The sequence below is a fragment of the Agrobacterium sp. CCNWLW32 genome (genome assembly GCF_037083425.1).
Classification (GTDB): domain Bacteria; phylum Pseudomonadota; class Alphaproteobacteria; order Rhizobiales; family Rhizobiaceae; genus Agrobacterium; species Agrobacterium radiobacter.
This window is the reverse complement of record NZ_JBAOJM010000003.1, coordinates 619,169-644,998: the sequence shown is the minus strand read 5'-3', so window position 1 is coordinate 644,998 and position 25,830 is coordinate 619,169. Positions and strand designations below refer to the sequence as shown.

Sequence of the window (25,830 nt, the reverse complement as noted above, 5' to 3'; positions counted from 1 at the left end):
CAAGGATCTCGTTTCTTACCTCAAGGGCGAGGTTGTCGAGGACGTGGTGCAGAAGCAGGTCGCCTGATCTGCGCTTCCTTGTTGTGAATACGAAAACGCCCGGTGCAAACCGGGCGTTAAATTTTAAAAAAAGCTTTTCCGATCAGTTTCGCAACCGATACCCCGTCTTGAACATCCAGCTGACAACACCGAGGCAGAGCGCCAGAAACAGCGTGATCATCGCCAGACTGATGATCGGATTGACGTCGGCGATCTCATAGAAGCTCCAGCGGAAACCGCTGATGAGATAAAGCACCGGATTGAAGTGGCTGACCGTCTGCCAGAAGGGCGGCAGCATGTCGATGGAATAGAAGCTGCCGCCAAGGAAGGTCAAAGGCGGCACCACCAGCATGGGGATGAGGTTCAGCTGCTCGAAATTCGTCGCCCATATGCCGATAATGAAGCCGAACAGGCTGAAACTGACAGCCGTCAGCACGAAGAACAGCACCATCATGAACGGATGAGCGATGGTGATATCCACGAAGAAGGTGGCTGTTATCAGGATGATCGTCCCGATCATCAGGCCCTTGGTCGCCGCCGCCCCGACATAGCCGGCGACAATTTCCGTCATCGATACGGGCGCGGACAATATCTCATAGACCGTGCCGGTGAATTTCGGAAAATAAATGCCGAAGGAGCCGTTGCCGATACATTGCGTCAGCAGCGTCAGCATGATGAGGCCGGGCGTTATGAACGCGCCGTAGGAAACCCCGCCAACCTCCTGAATCCGCGAGCCGATCGCGGTTCCGAAGACGATGAAATAAAGCGAGGTGGAGATGACTGGCGAGACCACGCTCTGCAGCAGGGTGCGCCGCGTGCGTGCCATTTCGAACAGATAGATGGCCTTGATGGCTTCGAAATTCATTTCTGGCCTCCCACCAGCGAAACGAAGATATCCTCAAGCGAGCTCTGCCGCGTTGAAATATCCTTGAAATGGATGTTGGCGGCGGAAAGGGCGCTCAGAACATCGGCAATACGGCCCTGCTCGCCATTATCCTCGATTTCATAGGTGACGGTGCAACCGTCTTCAGAAAGCGTCAGACCGAAGGGCGCGAGGCTTTCGGGCAATTGCTCCACCGGCTGGGCGAGTTCTAGGAAAAGCTGCTTGCGGCCGAGTTTCTTCATCAGCGCCGTCTTTTCTTCCACCAGCAGCAATTCGCCGCCATTGATGACGCCCACCCGGTCGGCGATTTCTTCCGCCTCCTCGATGTAATGCGTGGTGAGGATGATGGTGACACCCTTGGCCCGCAGCTCGGACACGACGTTCCACATGTCGCGGCGGAGCGCCACATCAACGCCGGCGGTTGGCTCGTCGAGGAACAGAACCTTCGGCTCATGCGCCAGCGCCTTAGCGATCAGCACACGGCGCTTCATGCCGCCGGAAAGCTCGCGCAGCATGTTGTCCTTCTTGTTCCAGAGCGACAGGGATTTCAGGATGCGCTCGATCAGTTCCGGGTTCTTCTTCTGCCCGTGCAGGCCGCGCGAGAAGCTGACGGTGTTCCACACCGTCTCGAACTGGTCGGTCGTCAGTTCCTGCGGCACGAGGCCGATCAGGGCGCGGGTCTGGCGAAAATCCTTCACCACATCATGCCCGCCGACAAGCACCGAACCTTCACCCGGATTGACGAGGCCGCAGACAATCGAGATCAGCGTCGTCTTGCCGGCGCCGTTCGGGCCGAGAAGGGCAAGGATTTCACCCTCCCTGATATCGAGGCTGACACCTTTGAGCGCCTGAAAGCCGTTTGCGTAGGATTTTGTCAGATTCCGTATCGAAACAATGGCATTCATGGCGAATTCTTTCGAAAAACCGAGTAAGATGAACGCCATATAGACCGCAGAGGTTGCAAATGCCACCCCAGCGGACCGAACACTGCGTTCGGCAGAGACGGAAAATCAGCCGTAGACGCTATAGAAAAACTGCGCTGCGACGAAGACCAGAAACACCCCAAAGGCCCGCTCCAGCTGCTTCTTGCTGAGCGCATGGGCGAGCCGAGCGCCATAGGGCGCAACGACAAGCGTGATGGGGATCAGCAGCACCACGGCGATCCAGTTGATGAAGCCGGTGGAAAACGGCGGCAAGCCCGAATGCCCCCAGCCGGCCCAGATGTAGCCCAGAAGACCCGGCAGCGAAATCAGCACGCCGACACCGGAAGAGGTGGCGACCGCCTGATGGATCGTGCGTCCATAGAGCGTCATGAAGGTGTTGTTCATCACCCCGCCGCCCACGCCCATCAGGCCGGAAAAGAGCCCGATGCCGGTGCCAACAAGAAAGCGGCCCGGGTTTTGCGGCAGGTCGGAACCGAGATGCCAGCTCGCCCGGTTGAAGATCATCCGGAAGGCGAGCGCGAGCGCGATGAAAGCGAAGATCAGCCGCAGTGCAACGCTGGAGGCATAGGCGGCAACCACGGATGCGAGGATGGTGCCGAGCGGTACGGCAACGATCCAGCCCTTCAGCAGATCGATATCAACAGCGCCTTTCTGACGATGCGTGAGAAACGAACGGATGGAGGTGGGCACGATGATGGCAAGCGAGGTGCCGAGCGAGAGATGCATGCGCACCGCCTCCGGCACATCCAGAAGCCCGAAGACCTGGTAGAAGACGGGCACCAGCACCGCGCCGCCGCCGATGCCGAACAGGCCGGCCAGAAGACCGGCGACCACACCCGCTACCGCAAGCGCCGCCGCAAAGACCATCAGCTCTGAAACAGGGGGCATAAAGGCAGCTCCCGAAGGCCGTTGTCACAAACATGTGACCCTCATAGCGTATCAGAAGAGCGCGGCAAGCCATGTTGGCCGCAGGTCAGTACGGCGCGATGTCTTTTGCCGCATATCCGCGCCGGATGGACCACTCCATGGGATCGTTTTCCCATTGCATGCCCTTGCAAAGACGCCGATATCCCCCCGATAAGGCTGTCTTCTTCAACCGGCCTTCGGGCCGGTCTTTTTTTGTGGGAATGTGACAGAAGAGTTGGAATTCCGGAAAGTGAATCCACACTTCCGTCATTCCGGCCTTGAGCCGGAATGACGGAAGTTGCAAACATGACGCATTATAGCGAGCGTCTAAAACGCCGCCCGACTATCGCCCCGCCCAATCACGCCTTTCGCGTCTCCTAGTCACAATGCCTGTAACCTGACTTGCGCGTGCGCAGGTCGAAGTGAAAATGGTTCCAGTGGTTGGGATCGCTGCCCGGTCCGAGAACGGTCGAGAAATATTTGCAGCTGTCGGACCTCACCGCCTTCAGCAGCGCCTTTTCGCGGAAGGCGAAGAAGCTCTTGCTGCGCACGTCGATTTCCTTGCCGTTCTTCAGCGTGATGGTGCCGATGTCGATGGCGTTACCGCGCGCATGTTCCGACCAGGGATTGCTGGAACGCGAATTCATCTTGCGGCAGGAATAGCCGCCCATCGGCGTGATGCGACCAACGCCGGAGAGATAACGGAAGCGCGAGGATGGCACGAGTTCGAACTTCACCCATTTGGCAAAGGCAAGCGTGACCTGGCAATTGAGCTTCACGGCCGGGCGGATGGCGACGCCGCTGGCGAGACCGCTGAGTTCGATCGGATAATCGATACCGCAGGTCGGACCATCGGCAATGCGCGCAACGTCCCGGAAAGCAACGCCGAGGCGGCGCAGTTCGGAGCGGCAGGCAACTTCGGAAGATGGCATGACGCCTGGTGGCATCGAGCGGTTGCTTTGCGGCCCACCGCCCGCCATCGGATTATCAGGCATGAGCATGGCGACTTCCTCCACCGGCTGGCGGCGCGAGGAGGAGCCAAGCGGCGGCGGCGGGATGAGCCGCGATTGGCTGGCCCGTTGCGGCTGACGGGCCGGAGGCACGGCCATGGGATTATCCGTGCCGATGCCATCCACCACCGGCTGCGCGGAAGCACCCTCGGCAATCTCCGCATCCTGTTCTTCGGCAAGTCCGCGGACCGGCTCCACACCCAGCATGGAGTCCATGTTCACGCCGCCTTCGCCTTCAGCGATCTGGTTGCCGGTCATCTGCTGCGCGGGCATGGTCTGGCTCTGCATGGTCTGCGCCGGCACAGTGGTATGGCCGCTGGCCGCCATGCGCGCCTGATGCTGGGAATCGAGTGTCGAATAACCCTGCCCGCCCTGCGGCGATTGCAGCAGGGGATCCTGCGAGGCGTAAGGTTCCGGCATCGGTTGAGAAACGGCCGCGGGATAGTCACCGCCCTGCCCGACCCGCTCCGCCTGATACACGGCACCCGCCGGCGCGCTGTAACCCTGCTGCCGCGAGGAGCGGATAGCGCTGACGCGCGTGGTGCCGTCCACTTCCGCCGGTGGCACGAGGCCCTCCGCCGAACACGACACCATGACCGTGGAAATCATCAGCAACGTCACAAGACGACGCGGAAGGGAAACATACGCCATACGAGAACCTGTACCTTCAGCGGCCGCTATTCGCGGCAATACAGGATAAATTTTAAAGAAATGAGGTAAACGAAACCTTATTGGTTACGGGAAATAACGAACCTGGTTGTTGCGTGACGCTGCAAATGAAGAAGGCACGATCGAAATCGCGTCGAAGGTCATGACAGAAACGATGAAACCTCTCCTCCGACACCCGACACTCAAACTTCTCCTCCGTCATCCTCGGGTCAAGTCCGAGGATGACGTCGAGTGCTGGAAAAGCTTCTCATTCATCTAAGGGCGCAGCCAAAGCCGCGCCCTCCACTTTCAGCCAAAACACCTGAAATCACGCGGCCCGCGAAACCTCGCGCGCAACCCCATGTCCAAGTTCGAAACGCGACAACAGCGAGCGCAGCTGGCGGCTTTCCTCGGCGAGCGTCTGGCTGGCCGCCGTCGTTTCTTCCACCATGGCGGCGTTCTGCTGGGTCATCTGGTCCATGTGGTTGACGGAGGTGTTGATCTCCTGCAGGCCGGTCGCCTGTTCGCGCGCGGCCGTGGCGATGGAGTTGACATGGCCATCGACACGGTTGACCAGCGCCACGATCTCCTCCAGCGCATCACCTGTCGAGCGCACGAGTGCGACGCCGCCGCCGACCTCCTCCGCCGAACGGTTGATGAGGGTCTTGATCTCCTTGGCCGCATTGGCGGAACGTTGCGCCAGTTCGCGAACTTCCTGCGCCACCACGGCAAAACCACGTCCGGCCTCGCCCGCACGCGCCGCTTCCACACCGGCATTCAGCGCCAGAAGATTGGTCTGGAAAGCGATCTCGTCGATAACAGAGATGATCTGCCCGATGCGCTTGGAAGAGTCCTCGATGCGGCCCATGGCGTCGACGGCATTACGCACGATCTCGCCCGAGCGGCCGGCGCTGGTTTTCGTGTCCTGCACCATCTGCCGGGCCTCGTTGGCACGCTCGGAAGCGGTGCGCACCGTGGCGGTGATTTCGTCGAGAGCGGCTGCCGTCTCCTCCAGCGCCGCCGCCTGCTGTTCGGTCCGGCGGGAAAGATTGCCGGTCGCGCCGCTGATGTCGGAGGCGCTGTCATTGACGACATGGCCAGTCCTGGCAATGGCCTCGATCGCACCATGCAATGCGCCGACCGCGCGGTTGAAGTCCATGCGCAGCTTTTCATAGTCCGCGCCGATATCGGTAAGCGAAACGGTCAGATCGCCATTGGCAAGCGCTTCGAGCGCATTGCCCAGTTGCTCCATGGCATGGGCCTGCCGTTCGGATGCGGAGCGCAGCACCATCTCGTTGCCGTGCCGCGCTTCTTCCAGCGCCCGTTGCTGGTCGGCCTCGCGGGCCTGCAGCGCGCTGCGCTCATTGACGCTGTCGCGCAGTACCAGCAGCGTCTTGGCAATCGCGCCGATTTCATTGCGACGGTCGGCGAACTGGATATCCGCCGCGCCGTCACCATCGGCGATGCGCCGCATGCTCTGGCGGATGAGATCGATCGGCCGGGTAACGCTGCGCACGACGGCTGCGGCCACGCCGACAACCAGAAGGCCGGCCACGACACAAAGACCGCCATTAAAATAGACGTCGCGCCAGAACACCGCTTCAAGATCGTCAACATAAACACCGGTGCCGACAATCCATCCCCAGGGGGCGAAACCGGCGACATGGGAGAATTTCTCGACCGGTTCCGGCGCACCGGGCTTCGGCCAGTAATAATCGACAAAGCCCTTGCCGCCTGCCTTGACCGTGTTCACGAACTCGACGAACAGCGCCTTGCCGTTCGGGTCCTTGTTGGCGGTAAGGTCCGTGCCGTTCATCTCGGGCTTGATCGGATGCATCACCATTTTCGGATGCATGTCGTTGATCCAGAAATAGCCGCTGCCATTGCCGTAGCGCATTGCCGCAATGGTCGTCTTGGCCTGCTGTTGCGCCGCCTCCCGCGTCAGGCTTCCGCCCTGCTCCAGCCGGTAATATTGATCGAGAATGGCAACAGCGGTTTCGTTCATTGCCGCAAGCCCGGCTTTCCGTTCGCGCTCCATTTCGTGGTAGCTTTCAAACAGGCTGAATGTGAGAGCCGCGGCCAGTATTGCCAGAAACAATGCGACGAGCGCATACAGGCGCATAGATATTGTTACGTTTTTCATGTTCCCCCTCAACGTCGCTGATGCACTTCGACCAGCCGATGTTAAAGGCAAAAAATTTATTATTATTAAATACACATATTATACGTTGGTATTATTCTTATATGCTCACATTAATTCGCACCGCCATTCCAAACCGGTACAAAAAGCGTGAATTTTCAAACCGGCCGGCGGCATTTAAAGACAGCGTTAACCCTGCCGCCCCTATCCTCCTTGACCGAAATTACACTGCAGGGAGGCGCGCGATGGCACGGCCCAATTTTCGCTATACGCATTATGACCTGAAGGAACTTCGGGCCGGCACGGTCATTGAAGTATCCCTGTCGGCCGTCAACAATGTCCGGCTGATGACGGGGGCGAATTTCCAGCGTTTTACCGAATTGCTCGACTTCAAATATCTCGGCGGCGTCGCGAAAAAATCGCCGATCCGCCTCGCCATTCCAGAGACGTTACACTGGCATCTGGTCATCGACGCCGAAGGCCATAGCGGCCTCGCAGAATCCTCGGTCAAGATGCTGCCCGCGCAGCCGCAGGCAGCACCACATCGCAAGGCATCCTGATCTTCTTTAAAAACAGTGAGTTGCCGCGGTTTTGCGACTCTTTTTGCCAACGGCCTGAATCTTTTTCTTAAGATCGACCGCAATACGGTTTCGGCTCAAACCGCACAAAAAACCTAACGCGATCCCCGCTCGCGGCGCAGCTTCGCCCACCAGTCCAGACGCTTGCGGATTTCCCGCTCGAAACCCCGGTCCGGCGGATCGTAAAAGGTCGTGCGCCCCATTTTCTCCGGGAAATAATCCTGCCCGGAAAAGGCATCCGGCTCGTCATGGTCGTAGCGATAGCCATCGCCGTAACCTTCGCCCTTCATGAGCTTGGTCGGCGCGTTCAGAATATGTTTCGGCGGCACCAGCGAGCCGTTTTCCTTGGCCGCCCGCATCGCCGACTTGAAGGCGGTATAAACGGCGTTCGATTTCGGCGCGGTGGCGAGATAGACGCAGGCCTGAGCCAATGCGAGCTCGCCTTCCGGTGAGCCGAGATAATCATAGGCGTCCTTGGCGGCATTGCAGACGACGAGCGCCTGCGGATCGGCAAGGCCGATATCCTCAACCGCCATGCGCACCAGCCGCCGCCCGAGATAGAGCGGGTCTTCGCCGGCATCGAACATGCGGGCGAGATAATAAAGCGCCGCATCCGGGTCCGAACCGCGCACGGACTTATGCAGTGCGGAAATGAGATTATAGTGGCCGTCCTGGCTCTTGTCGTAAACCGGGGCGCGGCGCTGCACGATGCGCGTCAGCCCCTCGGTATCGAAGGTCTCATCCTTGCGCGCCGCACGCCAGACCTCTTCGGCAAGCGTCAGCACGGCGCGGCCATCGCCGTCGGCCATGCGGATGAGGCTTGCGCGCGCCTCCTCGGTGAGCGGCAGGGGCTTACCCTCCGCCTCCTCGGCGCGTTTCAATAATTCGCTCAGGCTCTCCTCGTCATGCGAGCCGAACGTCAGCACGCGCGCCCGCGACAACAGAGCGGCATTCAGCTCAAAGGACGGGTTTTCGGTGGTGGCGCCCACCAGAATGATGGTGCCGTCTTCCATCACCGGCAGGAAACTGTCCTGTTGGGCGCGGTTGAAACGATGGATTTCGTCAACGAAAAGCAGCGTCTGCCGGCCATTCATCCGACGTGTGCGCGCTGCCTCGAAAACCTTCTTGAGATCGGCGACACCGGAAAAGATCGCCGAAATCTGCTCAAAGGCCAACCCCGCCTCGCCGGAAAGCAGCCGCGCAACGGTGGTCTTGCCGGTGCCGGGCGGGCCCCAGAAGATCATCGATCCCAACGACCCGCTATCGATCATGCGGCGCAGAACGCCCTCCTCGCCCGTCAGATGCGGCTGCCCGCTCACCTCCGCCAGCGTCTTCGGACGCAGGCGATCGGCAAGAGGCCGCCGGTTGGCGACCTCCACGGGCACTTGCGGGGCGAAGAGATCGTCGCTCATCGCAGGAACTGCCGGATGCGTTGCCCGTCACGCAGGATTTCCACGCGCCAGAAGCCGGGATTATCGTCCAGCGCCTTTTCGACCGCAGCGGTGGAGGCGACATCTGCGCCGTTCAGCGACAGGATCACATCCTTCGGCTGGAAACCGACACGATAGGCCGGCGAACCGCGCTTCACATCGGTGATCACAACACCCGTCACCTGTGACGGCATCCGCAATTCATCGGCAAGCTTCGGCGAGAGATTGGCGACTGTCGCGCCGGCAAAGGGATTGCGGCCCTCGATCAGGCGCTCATCACGCGGCGCGGTTTCCGGCGCGGTGTCGAGCGCAATCGTAACTTTCTTCTCTTTGCCCTTTTCCACCACCGTTAGTTCGGCGGATTTGCCGATACCGGCGGTGGTCACGCGATATCCCAGCGCATCCGGATGCTCCACCTCGAAGCCATTGACGGCGGTAACGACCTCGCCGGGCTCGATGCCCGCCTTTTCGGCCGGTCCACCCTTGACGACGCTGACGACAAGCGCGCCGCGGGCCCGGTGCAGGCCAAGCGCTTCAGCAACGTCTGATGTCACGGGATCGAAGGTGGCGCCGATATAGGGACGCTCGAAGCTCGCGTCACCGCGTTCAGCAGCAGCGACGAAAACCCGGACGAGATTGGCGGGGATGGCGAAACCGATACCGTTCGATCCGCCGCCCTTGGAGAAGATCGCCGTATTGATGCCGATCAGTTCACCCGCCATGTTCATCAGCGCGCCGCCGGAATTGCCGGGGTTGATGGAGGCGTCGGTCTGGATGAAGAAGCCGAAATCACCCTGCGTCACCTGATTGCGGGCGAGACCCGAGACAATGCCGCTCGTCACCGTCTGGCCGACACCGAAGGGGTTGCCGATGGCAAGCACCAGATCACCAACTTCAATCGCATCGGAATTGCCAAGCGACAGCACCGGGAACTGCTCTTTCGCATCGATCTGCAGAACGGCGAGATCGACCCGGTCATCTTTCAGCAGCACCTTGGAGGAGAACTCACGCCCATCCGCCAGCGCCACCTTGATGTCATCAGCACCGTCGATGACGTGATTGTTGGTCACCACGAGGCCGCCGGCGGTCACAATCACGCCGGAGCCAAGCGACGACTGTTTTTCCGTGCGGTTCGGCATCTGCTGGCCGAAGAACTGCTCGAAGAAAGGATCGCCGGCAAAGGGCGACAGACGCCGCTGCACGACGCGCTCGGCATAGACATTCACGACAGCGCCTGCGGTGCGCTTGACCAGCGGCGCAAAGGAAAGCTGCATTTCCGTGTGGCTTGAGGGCACGGTCCTGTTGTCCTGTGCGCCAGCGCCCACGGGCAGGAGAATGAGCGCGGCGAGAAAGCCGGTGGACAGATACTTCAACACGCTTCGCATGTGATTCCTCATCGTCATCAATATGATGGAGTTATAACGCCAAAGCCTGTAAAGCAAAGAGCGGCAAGATGATGGCTATCCTTTTCCCAAGTCGCGCCTTTTCCCAAATCATGGCAACAGCGAAATGGAACCAGCGAGCCGCCTTTCCGGTTTCATCCGCAACAGCATTTCTCAAAGAGACACGTCATGGATTTGAAAAAGCCCCTCCTCGCCTGCGGCCTGCTCCTCGCCTCCTCCCTCGTTTCGCCGGCCGCTGCTGCAAGCTTCGACTGCGCAAAGACCGATCTGGCCGCAGATGAAAAGGCGATCTGCGACAACCGTGCCCTCAACGATCAGGATGTGAAGATGGCCACCACCTTCGACATCCTCACCCAGCTGATGGCCATGGGTGCACGCGACACGCTGCGCGACGAACAGAGCAAATGGCTGAAGAAACGTCAGGAGTGTTCAGCCGACGTTGCCTGCCTGACAGCCGCCTATGAGGAGCGCATGAAACGTCTCGGAGAGGCGTTCCAGAGCATCAACAGGCCGCTCTGACCATTATCACCTGCCCTTACACCGCACGGATGATGACTTCCATGAGGCCATGCAACTGATCGCGATAACCGGTTCTGGCGGAAGGTGCATCCTCACGAGAGGTCATCACGACGGATAGCCGCCTCGTGGGAACGATATAGAGCATCTGCCCGCCATAACCCCAGGCGTAATAGACCGTTTCGCCCGCCATTTCCTTGATGAACCAGCAATAACCATATCCGTCGCCGTTGAAGACCGAATTTGTGCGCTGCTGCCAGGACTGGTCGATCCAGCCTTGCGAAATCAGTCGCTCGCCCTCCGGTGTCGTCCCGCCACGCCGGTAAAGCTCGCCGAAGGCCAGCAACGATCGCGCCGTCATCGCCATCTGGTTGCCGCCGAGATAGACACCCTGCGGATCACGCTCCCAGCCGCCGATCGCAAATCCCTTGAGCGGACGAAACCAGTCACGCGCCAGAGCAAGCGTCGAGCGGCCGGAGGCCCTGGTCAATATCGCCGAGAGCAGATGCGTGGAACCCGTGGAATAGAGCATGCCGCCGCCCGGTTCTCCGACAAAACCGGAACCCAGCGCCATCCGAACCCAGTTGCGGCTGGCGACCCAGCGGCCGTAATTCGGCCCGGACATGCGCTCCAGACCTGACTGCATGGACAAGAGGTTGCCGATGGTGATCCGTTCCAGCCGGGGATCGGGACTTGGCGGAAAATCGCCGCGCAGAACTGTCGCAATCGGCTGGTCTGCACTCTCAATGATCTTGCGATCAATCGCCATGCCGACCAGCGCCGAAATGATCGATTTCGAGGCCGACTTGATATTGGTGGAGCCATTCACGCTGGCCCCATGATAGGCGCGGCTTGCGACCTCCTCGCCGTCAATGCTGACTAGAACCGTCCTGAGGCTGGAAAGCGCGTCCGCCTCCCTCAGCAACGGATCGAAACGGATGCCATTGCTGGAGCTTTGCGCGCGGGCAAGTTCAGCAAAAGGCAGGGACGCAATGAGGGCGAGTGCGGTTCGTCTTTTCATGTCACTGAGCTAGTAAGCCATACGGCGATGAAAAGAGGTAACTCCGCCAATCACTCCAATGTGACCATATTTCAAGTACCGCATTCCCATACCGCAATTTGATAGTCCACCGGAACCTTCATGAAAACAAGGCGTTGCCATGCATTCCGGAATCGAGATGCGAAGCGCTTGAATCAGTTTCTGATCTTGAGGACTATCGCCCTGCCACAAATGCAAAAGACGGGAAACGATGCCGCAATTGAAATCATCACGCCTTGTCCTCCGACCTTTTAAGATGACGGACTCGCCGCCGCTCGCCCGGCTGACGAACGACCTGCTCATATTGCGCAATCTGCTGCGCACGACCTACCCTTTCGAACCCGATGATGCACGGCGTCTGATCAGGCGCATTGCTGAACGCCGGCTCCCGGTATGGGCGGTGGATGACGGCAGGCTGGTCGGTCTCATCGGCCTTTCAGGCGAATTCGGTCTTTGGCTTGATCGCCGTGTTTGGGGAAAGGGCTACGGAGAAGAAGCCGGACGCCTCGTCATCGATTATGCCTTTCAGCACATGGGCATCAAGACCCTGCATGCCAATCCCCTATTTGACAACAGGGCGTCGCACCGTCTGATGGACAAGCTGGGTTTTGTTGCGACCGGCCGTGCAACTGCCCTTTGCAGGCAACGGAGAAAAGTTGTGCCGCTTCGACCTTATCGGCTCGATAAAGAGTGATCGGCACAAAAAAGCCGCCGTTAATCAACGGCGGCTTTAAAGCATACCACAAATGCGGAAATTACTCCGGCAGAATCCGCACCGCGCCCTTGTCCGCGCTGGACGCAAAGGCCGCATAGGCCTTCAGCGCCGTCGTGACATTGCGCTTGCGCGGTGCTTCCGGCTTCCAGCCCAGCTCTTCCTGTTCGGCGCGGCGCGAAGCCAGTTCCGAATCCGCTACCCTGAGATTGATGGTGCGGTTCGGAATATCGATCTCGATCAGGTCACCCTGACGCACGAGGCCGATTGCGCCGCCCTGCGCCGCTTCCGGCGAGGCATGGCCGATGGAAAGGCCAGAAGTACCGCCCGAAAAACGACCGTCGGTGATGAGCGCGCAGGCTTTGCCGAGGCCCTTGGATTTCAGGTAGCTGGTCGGATAGAGCATTTCCTGCATGCCCGGGCCGCCCTTCGGTCCTTCATAACGGATGACGACGACGTCGCCCGCCTTGACCTCGTTGCCGAGAATGCCCTTCACCGCTGCGTCCTGGCTTTCGTAAACGACCGCCGGGCCGGTGAATTTCAGGATGGATTCGTCAACACCCGCAGTTTTCACGATGCAGCCGTCGAGCGCGATGTTGCCGTAAAGCACGGCCAGACCACCATCCTTGGAGAAGGGCTTTTCGACCGAGCGGATGACGCCGTTGTCGCTATCTGTATCCAGATCGTCCCAACGCGAGGACTGGCTGAAAGCCACCTGTGTCGGCACGCCGCCGGGGGCAGCCTTGAAGAATTCACGCACCGTCTCGCTGTTGGTGCGGGTGATGTCCCAGCGGTCGATGGCATCGCCAAGCGTCGCTTCGTGCACCGTATAGGTATCGCGGTTGATGAGGCCGCCGCGTTCCAGCTCACCGAGAATACGCATGATGCCACCCGCACGGTGAACGTCTTCCATGTGCACGTCCTGCTTGGCAGGCGCCACCTTGGAAAGGCAGGGAACCTTGCGGGAAAGACGATCGATGTCTTCCATGCCGAAATCGACACCGCCCTCATGGGCTGCTGCGAGAATATGCAGAACCGTATTGGTGGAGCCGCCCATGGCGATATCCAGCGACATGGCGTTTTCGAACGCCGCCTTGTTGGCAATCGTGCGCGGCAGAACGGTCTCGTCGTCCTGCTCGTAATAACGGCGCGCCAGATCAACGATCAGGTGACCGGCTTCGACAAACAGCCGCCGGCGATCCGAATGGGTGGCGAGCGTCGAACCGTTGCCGGGCAATGACAGACCCAGAGCTTCGGTCAGACAGTTCATCGAATTGGCGGTGAACATGCCGGAGCAGGAACCGCAGGTCGGGCAGGCCGAACGCTCGATGACCTTCACGTCCTCGTCGGAAATCTTGTCATCTGCTGCCGCAACCATGGCGTCGACCAGATCAAGCGCGACCGTCTTGCCGTGCAGAACGACCTTGCCCGCTTCCATGGGACCGCCGGAAACGAAGACGGCAGGAATGTTGAGGCGCATCGCCGCATTCAGCATGCCGGGCGTGATCTTGTCGCAGTTGGAAATGCACACCATCGCATCGGCGCAATGGGCATTGACCATGTATTCCACCGAGTCAGCGATGATTTCGCGCGACGGCAGCGAATAGAGCATGCCGTCATGGCCCATGGCGATGCCGTCATCAACCGCGATGGTGTTGAATTCCTTGGCCACGCCGCCTGCCGCTTCGATTTCGCGGGCAACGAGCTGGCCAAGATCCTTCAGATGCACATGGCCCGGCACGAACTGCGTGAAGGAATTGACGACAGCGATGATCGGCTTGCCGAAATCGCTGTCCTTCATGCCGGTGGCGCGCCACAGGCCGCGCGCGCCCGCCATGTTGCGGCCGTGGGTTGTCGTTCTTGAGCGATAGGCTGGCATGGTGTTTTCCTCGATCTCATGGCGAAGAGCGCATTGCCGCAAAGGCGGTAAAAATAGCTCCTGCCCTATTTTGCGGTTTTTCTAGCGCAAACCGCAAGCCCTGTCACTGTCACCTTCAGGCAAAACAGTACGGTTCGGTACGGTACGCTGCTTCCCGGTGCAGCAATTCACGCGACCACTTATCACAAATGCGCGATTTCCGCCGCCCGGCCGTTGTTTTTGCACGACGCGCTGAAACATATCTGTGCAGCAGCCGTATAGCCTATCATAATCGATTTATCGCCGATGCACCCGACTTTTGTGGAGGTTGAAATGCCCGCCTATCGTCCGCCCCTGATCGCGGCTACAGAAATCACGCCGAAGAATATCTACCTGTCCCGACGCGGCTTCCTCGGTACGGCGGCAGGACTTGCGGCAATCGGGCTTGGCGGCCGAGAGGCAATTGCCGCTCCGCTTGCGGCGAAACCCGGCGCCTACAAGCTGGATGAAAAGCTCACCCCGCTCGACGCCGTCACCAGCTACAACAATTTTTACGAATTCGGCGTCGGAAAATCCGACCCCAAGGAAAATTCCGGCAAGTTCAAGCCCACCCCATGGACCGTGAAGGTGGATGGCCTTGTCTCCAAACCGCAGGAATTCGGCATCGAAGAGCTGATGAAATATCAGCTCGAAGAGCGTACCTATCGCATGCGCTGTGTCGAGGGCTGGTCGATGGTTATTCCATGGATCGGTTTCCCTCTCGCCGCGCTGCTCGACAAGGTGGAGCCGCTTGGCAGCGCGAAATACGTCTCCTTCGAAACCGTGGTGCGGCCGGAAGAAATGCCCGGCCAGAGCGGTCTGTTCCAGCCTTTGTCCTGGCCCTATGTCGAGGGTCTGCGCCTCGATGAGGCACGCCATCCGCTAACCATCCTCGCCGTCGGCCTTTACGGCGAAACGCTGCCGAACCAGAATGGTGCGCCCATCCGCCTCGTTGTTCCGTGGAAATACGGTTTCAAGGGCATCAAATCCATCGTCCGGATTTCATTGACCGAGAAACAGCCGGAAACGACGTGGAAAAACTCCAACGCCCGCGAATATGGCTTCTACTCTAACGTCAATCCGCATGTGGACCATCCGCGCTGGAGCCAGGCGACGGAACAGCGCATCGGCGAAGGCGGCTTTTTCGGCACCCAGAACCGCCCTACCCTGATGTTCAACGGTTATGACGAGGTAGCAGGCCTCTATAGCGGCATGGACCTGAAAGCGAATTACTGACCATGGCCCTCGCCTTTTCGCTTCCGTCGCTGCCGAAGCGTTATCAGCCGGCGGCTATCTGGTCGCTTTATGCGATCGGCCTCTGTCCGGGCGTCTGGTATTTCTACCTCGCCGCAACCGGTGGTCTCGGCTTCAATCCGGTCAAGGATTTCGAGCACCTGCTCGGCATCTGGGCGCTGCGTTTCCTCTGTCTCGGGCTTCTGGTGACGCCGCTGCGCGACCTGTTCAATATCAACCTCATCGCCTATCGCCGCGCTCTGGGGCTGATCGCCTTTTATTACGTGCTGGCGCATTTCACCGTCTATCTGGTGCTGGACCGTGGCCTGATCATCAGCTCCATCGCCGGCGATATTCTGAAACGGCCCTATATCATGCTCGGCATGGCAGGGCTTACCATGCTCATTCCACTTGCGCTCACCTCCAACCGCTGGTCGATCCGCAAGCTTGGCAGCCGCTGGAACACGCTGCACAAACTCGTCTATCTCGTGCTCATCGTCGGCGTGCTGCATTTCGTGCTGGCGCGAAAATCGATCACGCTGGAGCCGGTATTTTATATCAGCACGATGGTGGTGTTGCTCGGATACCGGCTGGTTCGGCCGTCGATCATGGCGATGAAGAGGGCGAAACGCGCCAGACCCGTCCGGCCATAATGGGGGCGGCCCCAATTCCCGCGATATAACAGACTATATTCCACAGCGAAAAAACACGGCCGAGCAGCAAAGCGCCGGAGGTCGTTGCGCGAAACCCATCCAGCGCCGGGAAATGAACAAGCCGGACGAGTTCCACGAGGATAGCCGCAATAATGGCGGCATGGACCTCATAGCCACGCCAACGGTAGGGAAAGACGGTCGCCAGCAACAGATAAACCATCGCACCCCAGAGCACTGATCCGCCATATTTTACCGCCACGAACGGCAGTCCCACATCGTAACCGAAGGTCCGCAGGCAAAGGCCGCAGACGATCACCGCCATCGCCGCCGCCAGAAACCGGATGCGGGCTAAATAAGATGGGGATACGCGCGGCAGGCCCATACGGCTTCCTTCGGGTTTTCGTATGAAAGGTAACGAACTGAGATCGGGGACGGAAATGAGCACAACAACAAGCCCGGCCGCAAGTCGCCTCTCCGTCTTGGACAATCTGCTCTGCGATACCTATCCCTGGGGCGAACTCAAGGGCATCAGGCGTTTTATCGTAGAGTTTCTGTATTTCGGCATCAAGGAGGCACGGGCCTGCATGTTCGCGGGCTTGTTCTTCGTCTCCATCTTCGTGGTGCCGCATGGCGGCGTGCTCGGCATTCCCCGATATGACGTGCTGCTGATCATTGCGCTCGGCATCCAGTTCTTCATGATCTGGAGCAGGCTCGAAACGCTTGACGAGGCCAAGGCCATCCTGCTGTTCCATATCGTCGGCTTCGCACTGGAAGTGTTCAAGACGTCGAGCGCCATCCAGTCATGGTCTTATCCGGATTTCGCCTACACCAAAGTGCTAGGCGTACCGCTCTTTTCCGGTTTCATGTATGCCGCCGTCGGCAGCTACATCATTCAGGCGTGGCGGCTGCTGGATGTGCGCATTCGCCACTATCCCGCCTACTGGATGGCGACCCTGATCGGTATCGCCATCTACGCCAACTTCTTCACCCATCACTTCATCGGCGATTACCGCTGGTACATCGCCGCCTGCACCATCGGCCTCTATTCCCGCGCCACCGTCGTTTACCGCCCCTATGATCGCGACCGCAAGATGCCTCTGCTTCTCTCCTTCGTCCTGATCGGCTTTTTCGTCTGGCTGGCGGAAAACATCTCCACCTTCTTCGGCATCTGGAAATACCCCGATCAAATCGGCGCCTGGTCCGTCGTCCACATCGGAAAGTGGAGTTCATGGTCGCTGCTGGTCATCATGACCTTTACAATTGTCGCGCACCTCAAGCACATCAAGGGCCGCATCCACGTTCCGGAGTGAGACTATACTTTCCTTCAGGGTTACGTTTGAGCGGATGGTTCGCAGCCCTGAACTATACCTTCGGAACTGAGGCGCTCCCTCCCCCATCAAACCTTTGCGATGGCGGAAGTCCCAACTGCTCCTACTCCCAATAGACGAACGCAAAAAAGCCGGGTGATCTCTCACCCGGCTTTTTAATTCACGACGCCTGAAGGCGTCAGAACTTATGCGGCTTCGGCAGCAGCAGCTTCTGCGGCAACGCGAGCCTTGTCGGCTGCGCCCTTGGCATCAACATCGCGCTCGACGAATTCAACAACGGCGAGAGCCGCGTTGTCGCCCTGGCGGAAGCCGGCCTTCATGATACGCAGGTAGCCGCCGTTGCGGGTTGCGTAACGCGAAGCGATCGCGTCGAACAGCTTGCGAACGGCGTCCTGATCCTTGATCTGCGAGATCGCCTGACGACGAGCGTGCAGGTCGCCGCGCTTGCCGAGGGTCACGAGACGCTCGACGATCGGACGGATTTCCTTCGCCTTCGGAAGGGTGGTTACGATCTGCTCATGGGTGATGAGCGAAGCAGCCATGTTGGCAAACATTGCCTTGCGGTGGCTGGCGGTTCTATTGAGCTTGCGGCCTGAATTTCCGTGGCGCATTGCTATTCTCCTTTAGTGCAGGCTTCCTATCCGGACCTGCCGTTTCCTGGCACATGCAGGTGACTTACCTGCTGTTTGACGGGGAAAGGCAGTCTTTAAAGGGTCTGCCTTTTTGATTGTTAGTACTGGTCTTCGTAACGCTTGGCGAGATCTTCGATGTTCTCAGGCGGCCATGCCGGTACTTCCATACCGAGGTGCAGACCCATGGAAGCGAGAACTTCCTTGATTTCGTTCAGCGACTTGCGACCAAAGTTCGGCGTGCGAAGCATTTCGGCTTCGGTCTTCTGGATCAGGTCGCCGATATAGACGATGTTGTCGTTCTTCAGGCAGTTAGCCGAACGAACCGACAGCTCCAGCTCGTCGACCTTCTTGAGAAGCGCCGGGTTGAACGCGAGTTCGGTAACCGATTCTTCTTCTGCTTCCTTCTGCGGCTCGTCGAAGTTGACGAAGACGCCGAGCTGGTCCTGAAGAATACGAGCGGCGAAGGCAACGGCGTCTTCGCCGGAAACCGAACCGTTGGTCTCGATCGTCATGATCAGCTTGTCATAGTCGAGAACCTGACCTTCACGGGTGTTTTCCACCTTGTAGGACACTTTCTTGACCGGAGAATAGAGGCTGTCCACCGGAATGAGGCCAATCGGGGCATCTTCCGCGCGGTTGCGCTCAGCCGGTACGTAACCCTTGCCGTTGTTGACGGTGAATTCCATGCGGATTTCAGCGCCATCATCAAGCGTGCAGATCACGTGGTCGGGGTTCAGGATCTCGATGTCGCCAACCGTCTGGATATCACCAGCGGTTACGGCACCTGGGCCCTGCTTGCGCACGACCATGCGCTTGGAATCGTCGCCATCCATCTTGATGGCGATTTCCTTGATGTTGAGCACGATATCCGTCACATCTTCCCGAACGCCGGGGATGGAGGAGAATTCGTGCAGGACACCGTCGATCTGCACGGCCGTAACAGCGGCGCCGCGCAGAGAAGACAACAGAACGCGACGCAGCGCGTTGCCGAGGGTGAGGCCGAAACCACGTTCCAGCGGCTCGGCAACGAGCGTTGCCTTGGTGCGGCTGGACGAGGTGAACTCGACCTTGTTCGGCTTGATAAGTTCCTGCCAGTTCTTCTGAATCATCTTTAAACCTTCCGTTCGCCGCCACCATCCAATCGTGACGGACCGAGCATGAAAACACCGAGAGGAACCTAATTCAGTGGTTCATCGGTGGGTTCTTGAGCGCAAGTCCGTCGATCGAAATCGACGCGCACACGCCAGATACACGAAAATTCCGCCTGACCTGGGGAAAGGCGGAATTTCCGAACCACGGTCGCGTCAGACGCGGCGCTTCTTGCGCGGACGGCAACCGTTGTGCGGGATCGGCGTCACGTCGCGAATGGAGGTGATCATGAAACCGGCAGCCTGCAGAGCGCGAAGTGCCGATTCACGACCGGAACCCGGACCGCAAACTTCAACTTCAAGCGACTTCATGCCGTGTTCCTGAGCCTTCTTCGCGCAATCTTCAGCAGCGATCTGGGCAGCGAACGGGGTCGACTTACGCGAACCTTTGAAGCCCTTGGCACCAGCAGACGACCAGGCAATAGCATTGCCCTGTGCGTCGGTGATGGTGATCATCGTGTTGTTGAAGGTCGAGTTGACGTGCGCGACGCCCGACGTAATATTTTTACGTTCGCGACGGCGAACGCGTGCGGCTTCCTTGGCCATTTTATACCTTTCATTGATCTCTTCACCGCCGTAACACCAGCGGCTACACCGGCGATCGACCCGTATCCGAGCTTCACGCCAAACTCAGAAAGGCTGGCGCGGACTGCACCAGCCTCCCCTTTCCGGAGAACCGGAAAATTACTTCTTCTTACCAGCGATAGCCTTCGCCGGACCCTTACGGGTGCGGGCGTTGGTGTGCGTGCGCTGACCGCGGACCGGAAGGCCACGACGGTGACGCAGGCCGCGGTAGCAGCCGAGGTCCATCAAACGCTTGATGTTCATCGACGTATCGCGACGCAGGTCACCTTCGACCTGGTAGTCGCGGTCGATGGCTTCGCGGATCTGAAGAACTTCAGCATCCGTCAGCTGATGAACGCGCTTGTCAGCCGGAAGACCGACCTTGTCCATGATTTCCTGCGCGAATTTCGGACCAATCCCGTGAATGTAGGTCAGCGCAATAACAACGCGCTTTGCAGTCGGGATGTTGACGCCAGCGATACGTGCCACGTCTTTTCTCCTTGGTTCCAGTTGCCATCCGGCAAGTGGTGATTCCATTCGAGCGGCCGAGACCGCCAGTTCAAAATTGATGTCCGCGACAAGTCAAAACGACCGAACCCGGATCTCCCTTCCCTCAGGGAAATCCGCGCCAGTCGCTTGGGATGTCGCGAGTTGGCGCGGTGTTTAACGGAATCAGCGCAAAAAAGCAACCGGCTCCGCCAAGATTCTTTTGCGATCCAAAGGATCAGTCGCCATGCGGAAGCGAGATATGGGCAAGAACACAACAGCCTCGCCCATCCGCTCCATGATCAGGCGGAGGCTTTCTCGAGAACGCGCTCGATGGCCTCGGTGACAGCATCGACGTCAGCCATACCGTCAAGCGTTACGAGTTCGCCCTGTTCGCTGTAATAGGCAGACAGCGGCGCGGTCTTCTCGCGATATTCCGTCAGGCGCTTGCGGAACGCTTCCGGATTGTCATCCGAGCGAACCGTGCCGCCGGCGGCAATGGTTTCAGCCACACGGTTTTCGATTCGGCGAATCAACGCCTCTTCGTCGACCTTGAGTTCGATAACGGCATCTAGGACCAGATTCTTCTTGCGCATGTTGTCTGCAAGCGCCTTGGCCTGCGGAACGGTGCGCGGATAGCCGTCCAGAATAAAGCCCTTGGCACAGTCCGGTGCTTCGATGCGTTCGGAAACGATCTGATTGACGATATCGTCGGAAACAAGCCCGCCGGCGTCCATGACGGCCTTGGCGCGTTTGCCGATTTCGGTGCCCGCGCTGACCGCAGCGCGAAGCATGTCACCGGTGGAAAGCTGCGGGATCCCGTACTTATCAGTCAGGCGCTTGGCCTGGGTTCCCTTGCCCGCACCCGGCGGACCCAAAAATATCAGTCTCATCGTCCCCTCTTTCCTCCACGCAACTTCGACTTCTTGATCAGCCCTTCATATTGCTGCGCGATCAGGTGGCCCTGAATCTGCGCAACCGTATCCAGAGTTACACTGACAACGATCAAAAGCGAAGTACCACCAAGGGCTAATGGAATGCCCGTGCGTGCGATAAGTGTCTCAGGAAGGATACACACGAAGACCAGATAAATCGCGCCGACCACGGTGATACGGGTCAGGACGTAATCAATGTACTCCGCGGTGCGCTCGCCCGGACGAATGCCCGGAATGAAGCCGCCATGCTTCTTGAGGTTATCTGCGGTGTCCTTCGGATTGAAGACTATCGCCGTATAGAAAAACGCGAAGAACGCGATCAGCAGGCCATAGAGCGCCATGAACAGCGGCTGTCCGTGCTGCAGCGACGCGATGATCGAAGTCGCCCAGGCCGGCAGGTTGGTGTTGCCGGCAAAACCAGCAGCCGTTGCCGGCAGAAGCAGCAGCGAAGATGCGAAGATCGCGGGAATGACGCCGGCCGTGTTGAGCTTCAGCGGCAGATGCGAAGTATCGCCCTGGAACATCCGGTTGCCGACCTGTCGCTTCGGATATTGAATGAGCAGACGGCGCTGGGCGCGCTCCACGAAGACGATAAGAGCGATGACACCGATGGCGACCACGACAACCATCAGGATGAGCGGGGTCGAAAGCGCACCGGTACGGCCGAGTTCGAGCGTGCCGGCGAGCGCCTTGGGCAGGCCTGCGGCAATACCCGCGAAGATGATCAGCGAAATACCGTTGCCGATACCACGCGAAGTGATCTGCTCACCGAGCCACATCAGGAACATCGTGCCGCCGAGCAGCGTGATGACGGTGGAAACGCGGAAGAACCAGCCGGGATCGACCACAAGGCCGTTGCCGCTTTCAAGGCCGACCGCAATGCCATAGGCCTGCAGCGTGCCGAGCAGCACCGTGCCGTAGCGGGTGTACTGGTTGATGATCTTGCGGCCGGCTTCGCCTTCCTTCTTCAACGCTTCGAGCGACGGCACGACCGACGTCATGAGCTGCACGATGATCGAAGCGGAGATGTAAGGCATGATGCCGAGGGCGAAGATCGCCATGCGCTCGACAGCGCCACCCGCAAACATGTTGAAAAGACCGAGAATACCGTTGGCCTGGCCACGGAAGGCCTGCGCATAGGCTTCGGGGTTCAGGCCCGGAAGCGGAATATGGGTGCCGAGACGGTAGACGAGAAGTGCGGCAAGAGTAAACCAGAGACGCTTTTTCAGATCCTCCGCCTTAGCGAAGGTCGAAAAATTCAGGTTCGAAGCCAGTTGTTCCGCTGCTGAAGCCATAAATTTCTCCGAATGACCCTTGCCAGCCAGCGCAACCGGCCGATGCGGAAAGGTCTAAAAGATACTGGTCAAAACCGGGCTTCGGACAAATGCGGCTCTCGACCGCCATCATGCCTCACCCTGTTTTTTATGTCCTATCCCCTCCCCTACGGAAGTTCAAGAACTGTGAGGCTCTCCCTGCAGCACTTTCTGCCGCAAGCGGGGCCAAGGAAGCACACCGCGAAGAGATTGCCCTGATGCTCTATAAATCGATTTAGATCGAAAGCACCATAGGCCAGGGAGCGCAAACGCCCGGAGCGACTATGCGCCCCGGGCGTCTGAAGTGTATATATTACTCGGAAGCTTCTACTGCAACAGCGAGAAGCTTGATCGAGCCGCCGGCCTTTTCGATCTTTTCGATTGCAGGCTTGGAAGCGCCGGCAACTTCGAAAGCGACCTTTGCCTTCAGCTCGCCGTCAGCGAGAATGCGAACGCCGTCCTTGGCGCGACGGATGATGCCGGCAGCCTTGAGAGCTGCAGCATCGATCGTTGCGGAAGCGTCAAGCTTCTTGGCGTCGATAGCGGTCTGAATGCGGCCGAGCGATACGACAACATATTCGGAAGCGAAGATGTTGTTGAAACCGCGCTTCGGCAGACGACGGTAGATTGGCATCTGACCGCCTTCAAAACCGTTGATGGCGACGCCCGAACGAGCCTTCTGACCCTTCACACCGCGACCACCGGTCTTGCCCTTGCCGGAACCGATACCGCGACCTACGCGGATACGGTCCTTGGAGGAGCCTTCGTTGTCTCTGATTTCATTGAGTTTCATGATAGGTTACTCCGTCTCACTTCTCGTCAACGACGCGAACGAGATGCTGGACCGCACGGATCATGCCGCGAACCGCAGGAGTATCTTCCAGGGTGCGCTGACGATGCATCTTGTTGAGACCCAGACCGACCAGCGTCTGACGCTGGATTGCCGGGCGGCGAATAGGGCTGCCGATCTGTTCGACCGTAACAGTCTTCTTGGCTTCAGTAGTCTTCTTGGCCATGATCCAGCTCCTTATTCTTCAGAAGCGTTGCCGGAGGCGGCACGACGAGCCTGAAGCGTCGCATACTTGAGACCGCGCTGTGCAGCGATGTCCTTCGGATGAACCTGATGCTTCAGAGCGTCGAACGTTGCGCGAACCATGTTGTACGGGTTCGAAGAACCGGTCGACTTGGCAACAACGTCGTGAACACCCAGGGTTTCGAAAACAGCGCGCATCGGGCCACCGGCGATGATACCGGTACCGGCCTTGGCCGAACGCAGCAGAACCTTGCCTGCGCCGTGACGGCCATTGACGTCGTGATGCAGCGTGCGGCCATCGCGCAGCGGAACGAAGATCAGATCGCGCTTGGCGCTCTCGGTAGCCTTACGGATGGCTTCCGGAACTTCGCGAGCCTTGCCGTGACCGAAGCCAACGCGGCCCTTCTGGTCGCCGACGACGACGAGAGCGGCGAAGCCGAAGCGACGGCCACCCTTAACAACCTTTGCAACGCGGTTGATCGCGACCAGCTTGTCGACGAATTCGCTATCGCGCTCTTCACGGTTCTGGCGATCGTCGCGAGAACCTCTTTTTTCCTGTGCCATTGTCCTTGTCCTTTTTCTTTTACGGGTGGAACGGCAAACGAAAAGACCACCGGCCTCTTTGAGGAGACCCGCATGGCCCGGTGAAATTCCGCCCGGATCGTTGTCCGGGCGGAAAAAAATCAGAAGTTCAGACCGCTTTCGCGGGCAGCGTCTGCCAGGGCCTTGATGCGGCCGTGATAGATGAACGCGCCACGATCGAATACGACATCCTTGACGCCAGCCTTGACGCCACGCTCGGCAACCAGCTTGCCTACGACAGCTGCTGCTGCAACGTCGGCGCCAGTCTTGAGCGAGCCGCGCAGATCTGCTTCGAGCGTGGAGGCAGACGCAAGCGTCTTGCCAGCAACGTCATCGATGATCTGGGCGTAGATGTTCTTCGACGAGCGATGAACCGACAGGCGCGGGCGGCCGTTGGCAACCGCCTTGATCTGGCGGCGCACACGGCTCGCGCGACGTGCAAGTGCTTCTTTCCTGCTAGCCATTTCGCGTGATCCTTACTTCTTCTTGCCTTCTTTGCGGACAATACGCTCTTCAGCGTACTTCACGCCCTTACCCTTGTAGGGCTCGGGACCGCGGTATTCGCGGATTTCCGCGGCTACCTGGCCAACCTGCTGCTTGTTGATGCCGGAAACGATGATTTCCGTCGGCTTCGGAACGGCAATGGTGATGCCGACCGGCGGCTCGTAAACCACGTCGTGGGAAAAGCCGAGAGCCAGCTGCAGGTTCTTGCCCTGCATGGCGGCACGGTAACCGACGCCGTTGATTTCGAGTTTGCGCTCGTAACCGTCCTTAACACCCTTGAAGATGTTCTCGATCATCGTGCGGGACATGCCCCACTTCGAACGAGCTTCCTTGGTGCCGTTAGCCGGCGTTACGGAAACGCCGTTATCTTCGAGCTTCAGCTGAATGTCGTCGTTAGCGACGAAAAACAGTTCACCCTTCGGGCCCTTCGCAGTGACCTTCTGGCCGTCGACATTGGCCGTCACACCTGCGGGAACCGGAACGGGCTTTTTACCGATACGAGACATTATTCAATCCTGTCTGTTCGTTATGGAGATCCTTGCTCGGGTCTTAGAAGACCGAGCAAAGAACCTCGCCACCAACGTTCTGTTCGCGAGCCTGGTGATCGGCCATCACGCCCTTCGGGGTCGAAAGGATGGTGATGCCGAGGCCGTTCGCGACCTGCGGAATGGACTTTACCGAGACATAAACCCGGCGGCCCGGCTTGGAAACGCGGCCGATCTCACGGATCACGGACGCGCCTTCGTAGTACTTCAGCTCGATCGTGAATTCGGACTTGCCGTTTTCGAAATCGACCTTGGAATAACCGCGAATGTAGCCTTCAGCCTGCAGCACGTCGAGAACGCGTGCGCGGAGGCTGGAAGCAGGCGTGCTTACCGCAGACTTGCGGCGAGCGGCACCATTGCGGATGCGGGTGAGCATATCACCCAAAGGATCAGTCATGGTCATGTGCCCGTCTCCTTACCAGCTCGACTTGACAATGCCCGGCACCTTGCCGGAATTGCCCAGCTCACGAAGCGCGATACGCGACATCTTGAGCTTGCGATAGAACGCGCGCGGACGGCCCGTTACTTCGCAGCGGTTGCGGATACGCGTCTTCGAGCCGTCACGCGGCAGCGAAGCGAGCTTCAGAGTGGCCTTGAACCGGTCTTCGATCGGAAGGGACTGGTTCATCACGATCGCCTTCAGTGCAGCGCGCTTGGCGGCCTGCTGGGCGACCGACTTGCGGCGGCGCTTGTTCTTTTCAACTGCGCTTGTTTTCGCCATATCGGAGT

29 protein-coding genes are annotated in these 25,830 nt (G+C 59.0%); 6 read left to right on the top strand and 23 right to left on the bottom strand.

The genetic code is table 11. From position 1 onward, the window contains the following. Nucleotides 1-142: 142 nt before the first annotated feature. The 5 genes from V6R85_RS10465 to V6R85_RS10445 all read right to left on the bottom strand — a co-directional run bounded on the left by V6R85_RS10465 (nucleotide 143) and on the right by V6R85_RS10445 (nucleotide 6,573). Entirely contained in the window at nucleotides 143-904 is a 762-nt protein-coding gene (locus tag V6R85_RS10465; RefSeq protein ID WP_003507827.1) for an ABC transporter permease, read from the bottom strand. Then, nucleotides 901-1,827, bottom strand: coding sequence for an ABC transporter ATP-binding protein (locus V6R85_RS10460; RefSeq protein ID WP_003507825.1), 927 nt, complete (start codon nucleotides 1,825-1,827; stop codon nucleotides 901-903). The genes V6R85_RS10465 and V6R85_RS10460 overlap by 4 nt, the downstream gene beginning before the upstream one ends. A 105-nt stretch (nucleotides 1,828-1,932) precedes the next feature. Next, entirely contained in the window at nucleotides 1,933-2,754 is an 822-nt protein-coding gene (locus V6R85_RS10455; protein ID WP_003507823.1) for a sulfite exporter TauE/SafE family protein, read from the bottom strand. Nucleotides 2,755-3,149: 395 nt separating this feature from the next. Further along, the gene (locus tag V6R85_RS10450) at nucleotides 3,150-4,433 is read right to left on the bottom strand and encodes an extensin-like domain-containing protein (protein WP_003507821.1); all 1,284 of its coding nucleotides are present in this window, start codon (nucleotides 4,431-4,433) and stop codon (nucleotides 3,150-3,152) included. A gap of 325 nt (nucleotides 4,434-4,758) precedes the next feature. Beyond that, entirely contained in the window at nucleotides 4,759-6,573 is a 1,815-nt protein-coding gene (locus tag V6R85_RS10445) for a methyl-accepting chemotaxis protein (protein ID WP_035213153.1), read from the bottom strand. A 242-nt stretch (nucleotides 6,574-6,815) separates the two neighbouring features. Here V6R85_RS10445 and V6R85_RS10440 point away from each other — a divergent pair, with 242 nt between their 5' ends. Continuing rightward, nucleotides 6,816-7,130, top strand: coding sequence for a DUF1883 domain-containing protein (locus V6R85_RS10440; protein ID WP_060723301.1), 315 nt, complete (start codon nucleotides 6,816-6,818; stop codon nucleotides 7,128-7,130). 113 nt (nucleotides 7,131-7,243) lie between these two features. Here V6R85_RS10440 and V6R85_RS10435 read toward each other — a convergent pair whose 3' ends face one another. Both V6R85_RS10435 and V6R85_RS10430 read right to left on the bottom strand, forming a co-directional pair. Further along, nucleotides 7,244-8,560, bottom strand: coding sequence for a replication-associated recombination protein A (locus V6R85_RS10435; RefSeq protein ID WP_111794214.1), 1,317 nt, complete (start codon nucleotides 8,558-8,560; stop codon nucleotides 7,244-7,246). Continuing rightward, nucleotides 8,557-9,963, bottom strand: a complete 1,407-nt coding sequence (locus V6R85_RS10430; protein WP_111781124.1) for a DegQ family serine endoprotease — start codon at nucleotides 9,961-9,963, stop codon at nucleotides 8,557-8,559. Before V6R85_RS10430 ends, V6R85_RS10435 begins: the two co-directional genes overlap by 4 nt. A gap of 186 nt (nucleotides 9,964-10,149) precedes the next feature. On the opposite strand from V6R85_RS10430, the gene V6R85_RS10425 reads away from it, so the two are divergent. Next, nucleotides 10,150-10,500: a lysozyme inhibitor LprI family protein gene (locus V6R85_RS10425; RefSeq protein WP_003507804.1), complete on the top strand. Its 351-nt coding sequence runs from the start codon at nucleotides 10,150-10,152 to the stop codon at nucleotides 10,498-10,500. 16 nt (nucleotides 10,501-10,516) lie between these two features. Here the strand turns inward: V6R85_RS10425 and V6R85_RS10420 are convergent, their stop codons facing one another. After that, nucleotides 10,517-11,518, bottom strand: a complete 1,002-nt coding sequence (locus tag V6R85_RS10420; RefSeq protein WP_112958745.1) for a serine hydrolase domain-containing protein — start codon at nucleotides 11,516-11,518, stop codon at nucleotides 10,517-10,519. A gap of 229 nt (nucleotides 11,519-11,747) precedes the next feature. Between V6R85_RS10420 and V6R85_RS10415 the strand changes: the two genes are divergently transcribed. After that, nucleotides 11,748-12,230, top strand: a complete 483-nt coding sequence (locus V6R85_RS10415) for a GNAT family N-acetyltransferase (protein WP_111835047.1) — start codon at nucleotides 11,748-11,750, stop codon at nucleotides 12,228-12,230. Between the two features lie 61 nt (nucleotides 12,231-12,291). On the opposite strand, the gene ilvD is transcribed toward V6R85_RS10415, so the two are convergent. Further along, nucleotides 12,292-14,127 carry a dihydroxy-acid dehydratase gene (gene ilvD, locus V6R85_RS10410; protein ID WP_003507800.1) on the bottom strand — a complete coding sequence of 612 codons (1,836 nt, stop codon included), beginning with the start codon at nucleotides 14,125-14,127 and terminating at the stop codon, nucleotides 12,292-12,294. A 312-nt stretch (nucleotides 14,128-14,439) separates the two neighbouring features. Between ilvD and msrP the strand changes: the two genes are divergently transcribed. Together msrP and msrQ are read left to right on the top strand one after the other, a co-directional pair. After that, on the top strand, nucleotides 14,440-15,381 hold the full coding sequence (gene msrP / locus V6R85_RS10405) for a protein-methionine-sulfoxide reductase catalytic subunit MsrP (RefSeq protein WP_111835046.1): 942 nt from the start codon (nucleotides 14,440-14,442) through the stop codon (nucleotides 15,379-15,381). A gap of 2 nt (nucleotides 15,382-15,383) precedes the next feature. After that, complete coding sequence (gene msrQ, locus V6R85_RS10400; protein WP_111835045.1) at nucleotides 15,384-16,031, top strand: protein-methionine-sulfoxide reductase heme-binding subunit MsrQ; 648 nt, start codon at nucleotides 15,384-15,386, stop codon at nucleotides 16,029-16,031. Here msrQ and V6R85_RS10395 read toward each other — a convergent pair. After that, nucleotides 15,985-16,413 (bottom strand): ribosomal maturation YjgA family protein, encoded by a 429-nt coding sequence (locus V6R85_RS10395; protein ID WP_112958746.1) that lies wholly within the window; start codon nucleotides 16,411-16,413, stop codon nucleotides 15,985-15,987. The two genes, msrQ and V6R85_RS10395, sit on opposite strands and share 47 nt — an antisense overlap. 55 nt (nucleotides 16,414-16,468) lie before the next feature. Between V6R85_RS10395 and V6R85_RS10390 the strand changes: the two genes are divergently transcribed. Then, nucleotides 16,469-17,341, top strand: a complete 873-nt coding sequence (locus V6R85_RS10390; protein ID WP_111835043.1) for a DUF817 domain-containing protein — start codon at nucleotides 16,469-16,471, stop codon at nucleotides 17,339-17,341. A gap of 203 nt (nucleotides 17,342-17,544) precedes the next feature. Here V6R85_RS10390 and rplQ read toward each other — a convergent pair whose 3' ends face one another. From rplQ to rpsN, 13 genes are all read right to left on the bottom strand, one after another. Continuing rightward, nucleotides 17,545-17,970, bottom strand: a complete 426-nt coding sequence (rplQ, locus tag V6R85_RS10385) for a 50S ribosomal protein L17 (RefSeq protein ID WP_003495230.1) — start codon at nucleotides 17,968-17,970, stop codon at nucleotides 17,545-17,547. A 119-nt stretch (nucleotides 17,971-18,089) separates the two neighbouring features. Further along, the gene (locus V6R85_RS10380; RefSeq protein WP_003495228.1) at nucleotides 18,090-19,100 is read right to left on the bottom strand and encodes a DNA-directed RNA polymerase subunit alpha; all 1,011 of its coding nucleotides are present in this window, start codon (nucleotides 19,098-19,100) and stop codon (nucleotides 18,090-18,092) included. A gap of 195 nt (nucleotides 19,101-19,295) precedes the next feature. Then, on the bottom strand, nucleotides 19,296-19,685 hold the full coding sequence (gene rpsK, locus V6R85_RS10375) for a 30S ribosomal protein S11 (RefSeq protein ID WP_003495225.1): 390 nt from the start codon (nucleotides 19,683-19,685) through the stop codon (nucleotides 19,296-19,298). Nucleotides 19,686-19,823: 138 nt separating this feature from the next. Then, nucleotides 19,824-20,192, bottom strand: a complete 369-nt coding sequence (rpsM, locus tag V6R85_RS10370; RefSeq protein WP_003507791.1) for a 30S ribosomal protein S13 — start codon at nucleotides 20,190-20,192, stop codon at nucleotides 19,824-19,826. 299 nt (nucleotides 20,193-20,491) lie between these two features. Further along, nucleotides 20,492-21,082 carry an adenylate kinase gene (locus tag V6R85_RS10365; RefSeq protein WP_003507790.1) on the bottom strand — a complete coding sequence of 197 codons (591 nt, stop codon included), beginning with the start codon at nucleotides 21,080-21,082 and terminating at the stop codon, nucleotides 20,492-20,494. Beyond that, a complete protein-coding gene (secY, locus tag V6R85_RS10360) occupies nucleotides 21,079-22,419 on the bottom strand; it encodes a preprotein translocase subunit SecY (protein ID WP_003507789.1) in 1,341 nt (446 codons plus the stop codon). The genes V6R85_RS10365 and secY overlap by 4 nt, the downstream gene beginning before the upstream one ends. Before the next feature lie 331 nt (nucleotides 22,420-22,750). Further along, the gene (gene rplO, locus V6R85_RS10355) at nucleotides 22,751-23,230 is read right to left on the bottom strand and encodes a 50S ribosomal protein L15 (protein ID WP_003507788.1); all 480 of its coding nucleotides are present in this window, start codon (nucleotides 23,228-23,230) and stop codon (nucleotides 22,751-22,753) included. A gap of 16 nt (nucleotides 23,231-23,246) precedes the next feature. Continuing rightward, nucleotides 23,247-23,453, bottom strand: coding sequence for a 50S ribosomal protein L30 (gene rpmD, locus V6R85_RS10350; RefSeq protein WP_003495212.1), 207 nt, complete (start codon nucleotides 23,451-23,453; stop codon nucleotides 23,247-23,249). 11 nt (nucleotides 23,454-23,464) lie between these two features. Further along, nucleotides 23,465-24,034, bottom strand: coding sequence for a 30S ribosomal protein S5 (rpsE, locus tag V6R85_RS10345; protein WP_003495208.1), 570 nt, complete (start codon nucleotides 24,032-24,034; stop codon nucleotides 23,465-23,467). Nucleotides 24,035-24,153: 119 nt separating this feature from the next. Then, entirely contained in the window at nucleotides 24,154-24,516 is a 363-nt protein-coding gene (gene rplR / locus V6R85_RS10340) for a 50S ribosomal protein L18 (RefSeq protein ID WP_003507787.1), read from the bottom strand. 12 nt (nucleotides 24,517-24,528) lie between these two features. Further along, a complete protein-coding gene (gene rplF, locus V6R85_RS10335) occupies nucleotides 24,529-25,062 on the bottom strand; it encodes a 50S ribosomal protein L6 (protein ID WP_003495204.1) in 534 nt (177 codons plus the stop codon). 43 nt (nucleotides 25,063-25,105) lie between these two features. Continuing rightward, the gene (gene rpsH, locus V6R85_RS10330; protein ID WP_003507786.1) at nucleotides 25,106-25,504 is read right to left on the bottom strand and encodes a 30S ribosomal protein S8; all 399 of its coding nucleotides are present in this window, start codon (nucleotides 25,502-25,504) and stop codon (nucleotides 25,106-25,108) included. A gap of 12 nt (nucleotides 25,505-25,516) precedes the next feature. Continuing rightward, nucleotides 25,517-25,822 carry a 30S ribosomal protein S14 gene (rpsN, locus tag V6R85_RS10325; protein WP_003507785.1) on the bottom strand — a complete coding sequence of 102 codons (306 nt, stop codon included), beginning with the start codon at nucleotides 25,820-25,822 and terminating at the stop codon, nucleotides 25,517-25,519. Nucleotides 25,823-25,830 lie beyond the last annotated feature (8 nt).

Bases quoted from the DNA above. Each gene is read 5' to 3' on its own strand.
- V6R85_RS10465 (WP_003507827.1), bottom strand. From the start codon at position 904: ATGAATTTCGAAGCCATCAAGGCCATCTATCTGTTCGAAATGGCACGC.
- V6R85_RS10460 (WP_003507825.1), bottom strand. From the start codon at position 1,827: ATGAATGCCATTGTTTCGATACGGAATCTGACAAAATCCTACGCAAAC.
- V6R85_RS10455 (WP_003507823.1), bottom strand. From the start codon at position 2,754: ATGCCCCCTGTTTCAGAGCTGATGGTCTTTGCGGCGGCGCTTGCGGTA.
- V6R85_RS10450 (WP_003507821.1), bottom strand. From the start codon at position 4,433: ATGGCGTATGTTTCCCTTCCGCGTCGTCTTGTGACGTTGCTGATGATT.
- V6R85_RS10445 (WP_035213153.1), bottom strand. From the start codon at position 6,573: ATGAAAAACGTAACAATATCTATGCGCCTGTATGCGCTCGTCGCATTG.
- V6R85_RS10440 (WP_060723301.1), top strand. From the start codon at position 6,816: ATGGCACGGCCCAATTTTCGCTATACGCATTATGACCTGAAGGAACTT.
- V6R85_RS10435 (WP_111794214.1), bottom strand. From the start codon at position 8,560: ATGAGCGACGATCTCTTCGCCCCGCAAGTGCCCGTGGAGGTCGCCAAC.
- V6R85_RS10430 (WP_111781124.1), bottom strand. From the start codon at position 9,963: ATGCGAAGCGTGTTGAAGTATCTGTCCACCGGCTTTCTCGCCGCGCTC.
- V6R85_RS10425 (WP_003507804.1), top strand. From the start codon at position 10,150: ATGGATTTGAAAAAGCCCCTCCTCGCCTGCGGCCTGCTCCTCGCCTCC.
- V6R85_RS10420 (WP_112958745.1), bottom strand. From the start codon at position 11,518: ATGAAAAGACGAACCGCACTCGCCCTCATTGCGTCCCTGCCTTTTGCT.
- V6R85_RS10415 (WP_111835047.1), top strand. From the start codon at position 11,748: ATGCCGCAATTGAAATCATCACGCCTTGTCCTCCGACCTTTTAAGATG.
- ilvD (WP_003507800.1), bottom strand. From the start codon at position 14,127: ATGCCAGCCTATCGCTCAAGAACGACAACCCACGGCCGCAACATGGCG.
- msrP (WP_111835046.1), top strand. From the start codon at position 14,440: ATGCCCGCCTATCGTCCGCCCCTGATCGCGGCTACAGAAATCACGCCG.
- msrQ (WP_111835045.1), top strand. From the start codon at position 15,384: ATGGCCCTCGCCTTTTCGCTTCCGTCGCTGCCGAAGCGTTATCAGCCG.
- V6R85_RS10395 (WP_112958746.1), bottom strand. From the start codon at position 16,413: ATGGGCCTGCCGCGCGTATCCCCATCTTATTTAGCCCGCATCCGGTTT.
- V6R85_RS10390 (WP_111835043.1), top strand. From the start codon at position 16,469: ATGAGCACAACAACAAGCCCGGCCGCAAGTCGCCTCTCCGTCTTGGAC.
- rplQ (WP_003495230.1), bottom strand. From the start codon at position 17,970: ATGCGCCACGGAAATTCAGGCCGCAAGCTCAATAGAACCGCCAGCCAC.
- V6R85_RS10380 (WP_003495228.1), bottom strand. From the start codon at position 19,100: ATGATTCAGAAGAACTGGCAGGAACTTATCAAGCCGAACAAGGTCGAG.
- rpsK (WP_003495225.1), bottom strand. From the start codon at position 19,685: ATGGCCAAGGAAGCCGCACGCGTTCGCCGTCGCGAACGTAAAAATATT.
- V6R85_RS10365 (WP_003507790.1), bottom strand. From the start codon at position 21,082: ATGAGACTGATATTTTTGGGTCCGCCGGGTGCGGGCAAGGGAACCCAG.
- secY (WP_003507789.1), bottom strand. From the start codon at position 22,419: ATGGCTTCAGCAGCGGAACAACTGGCTTCGAACCTGAATTTTTCGACC.
- rplO (WP_003507788.1), bottom strand. From the start codon at position 23,230: ATGAAACTCAATGAAATCAGAGACAACGAAGGCTCCTCCAAGGACCGT.
- rpmD (WP_003495212.1), bottom strand. From the start codon at position 23,453: ATGGCCAAGAAGACTACTGAAGCCAAGAAGACTGTTACGGTCGAACAG.
- rpsE (WP_003495208.1), bottom strand. From the start codon at position 24,034: ATGGCACAGGAAAAAAGAGGTTCTCGCGACGATCGCCAGAACCGTGAA.
- rplR (WP_003507787.1), bottom strand. From the start codon at position 24,516: ATGGCTAGCAGGAAAGAAGCACTTGCACGTCGCGCGAGCCGTGTGCGC.
- rplF (WP_003495204.1), bottom strand. From the start codon at position 25,062: ATGTCTCGTATCGGTAAAAAGCCCGTTCCGGTTCCCGCAGGTGTGACG.
- rpsH (WP_003507786.1), bottom strand. From the start codon at position 25,504: ATGACCATGACTGATCCTTTGGGTGATATGCTCACCCGCATCCGCAAT.
- rpsN (WP_003507785.1), bottom strand. From the start codon at position 25,822: ATGGCGAAAACAAGCGCAGTTGAAAAGAACAAGCGCCGCCGCAAGTCG.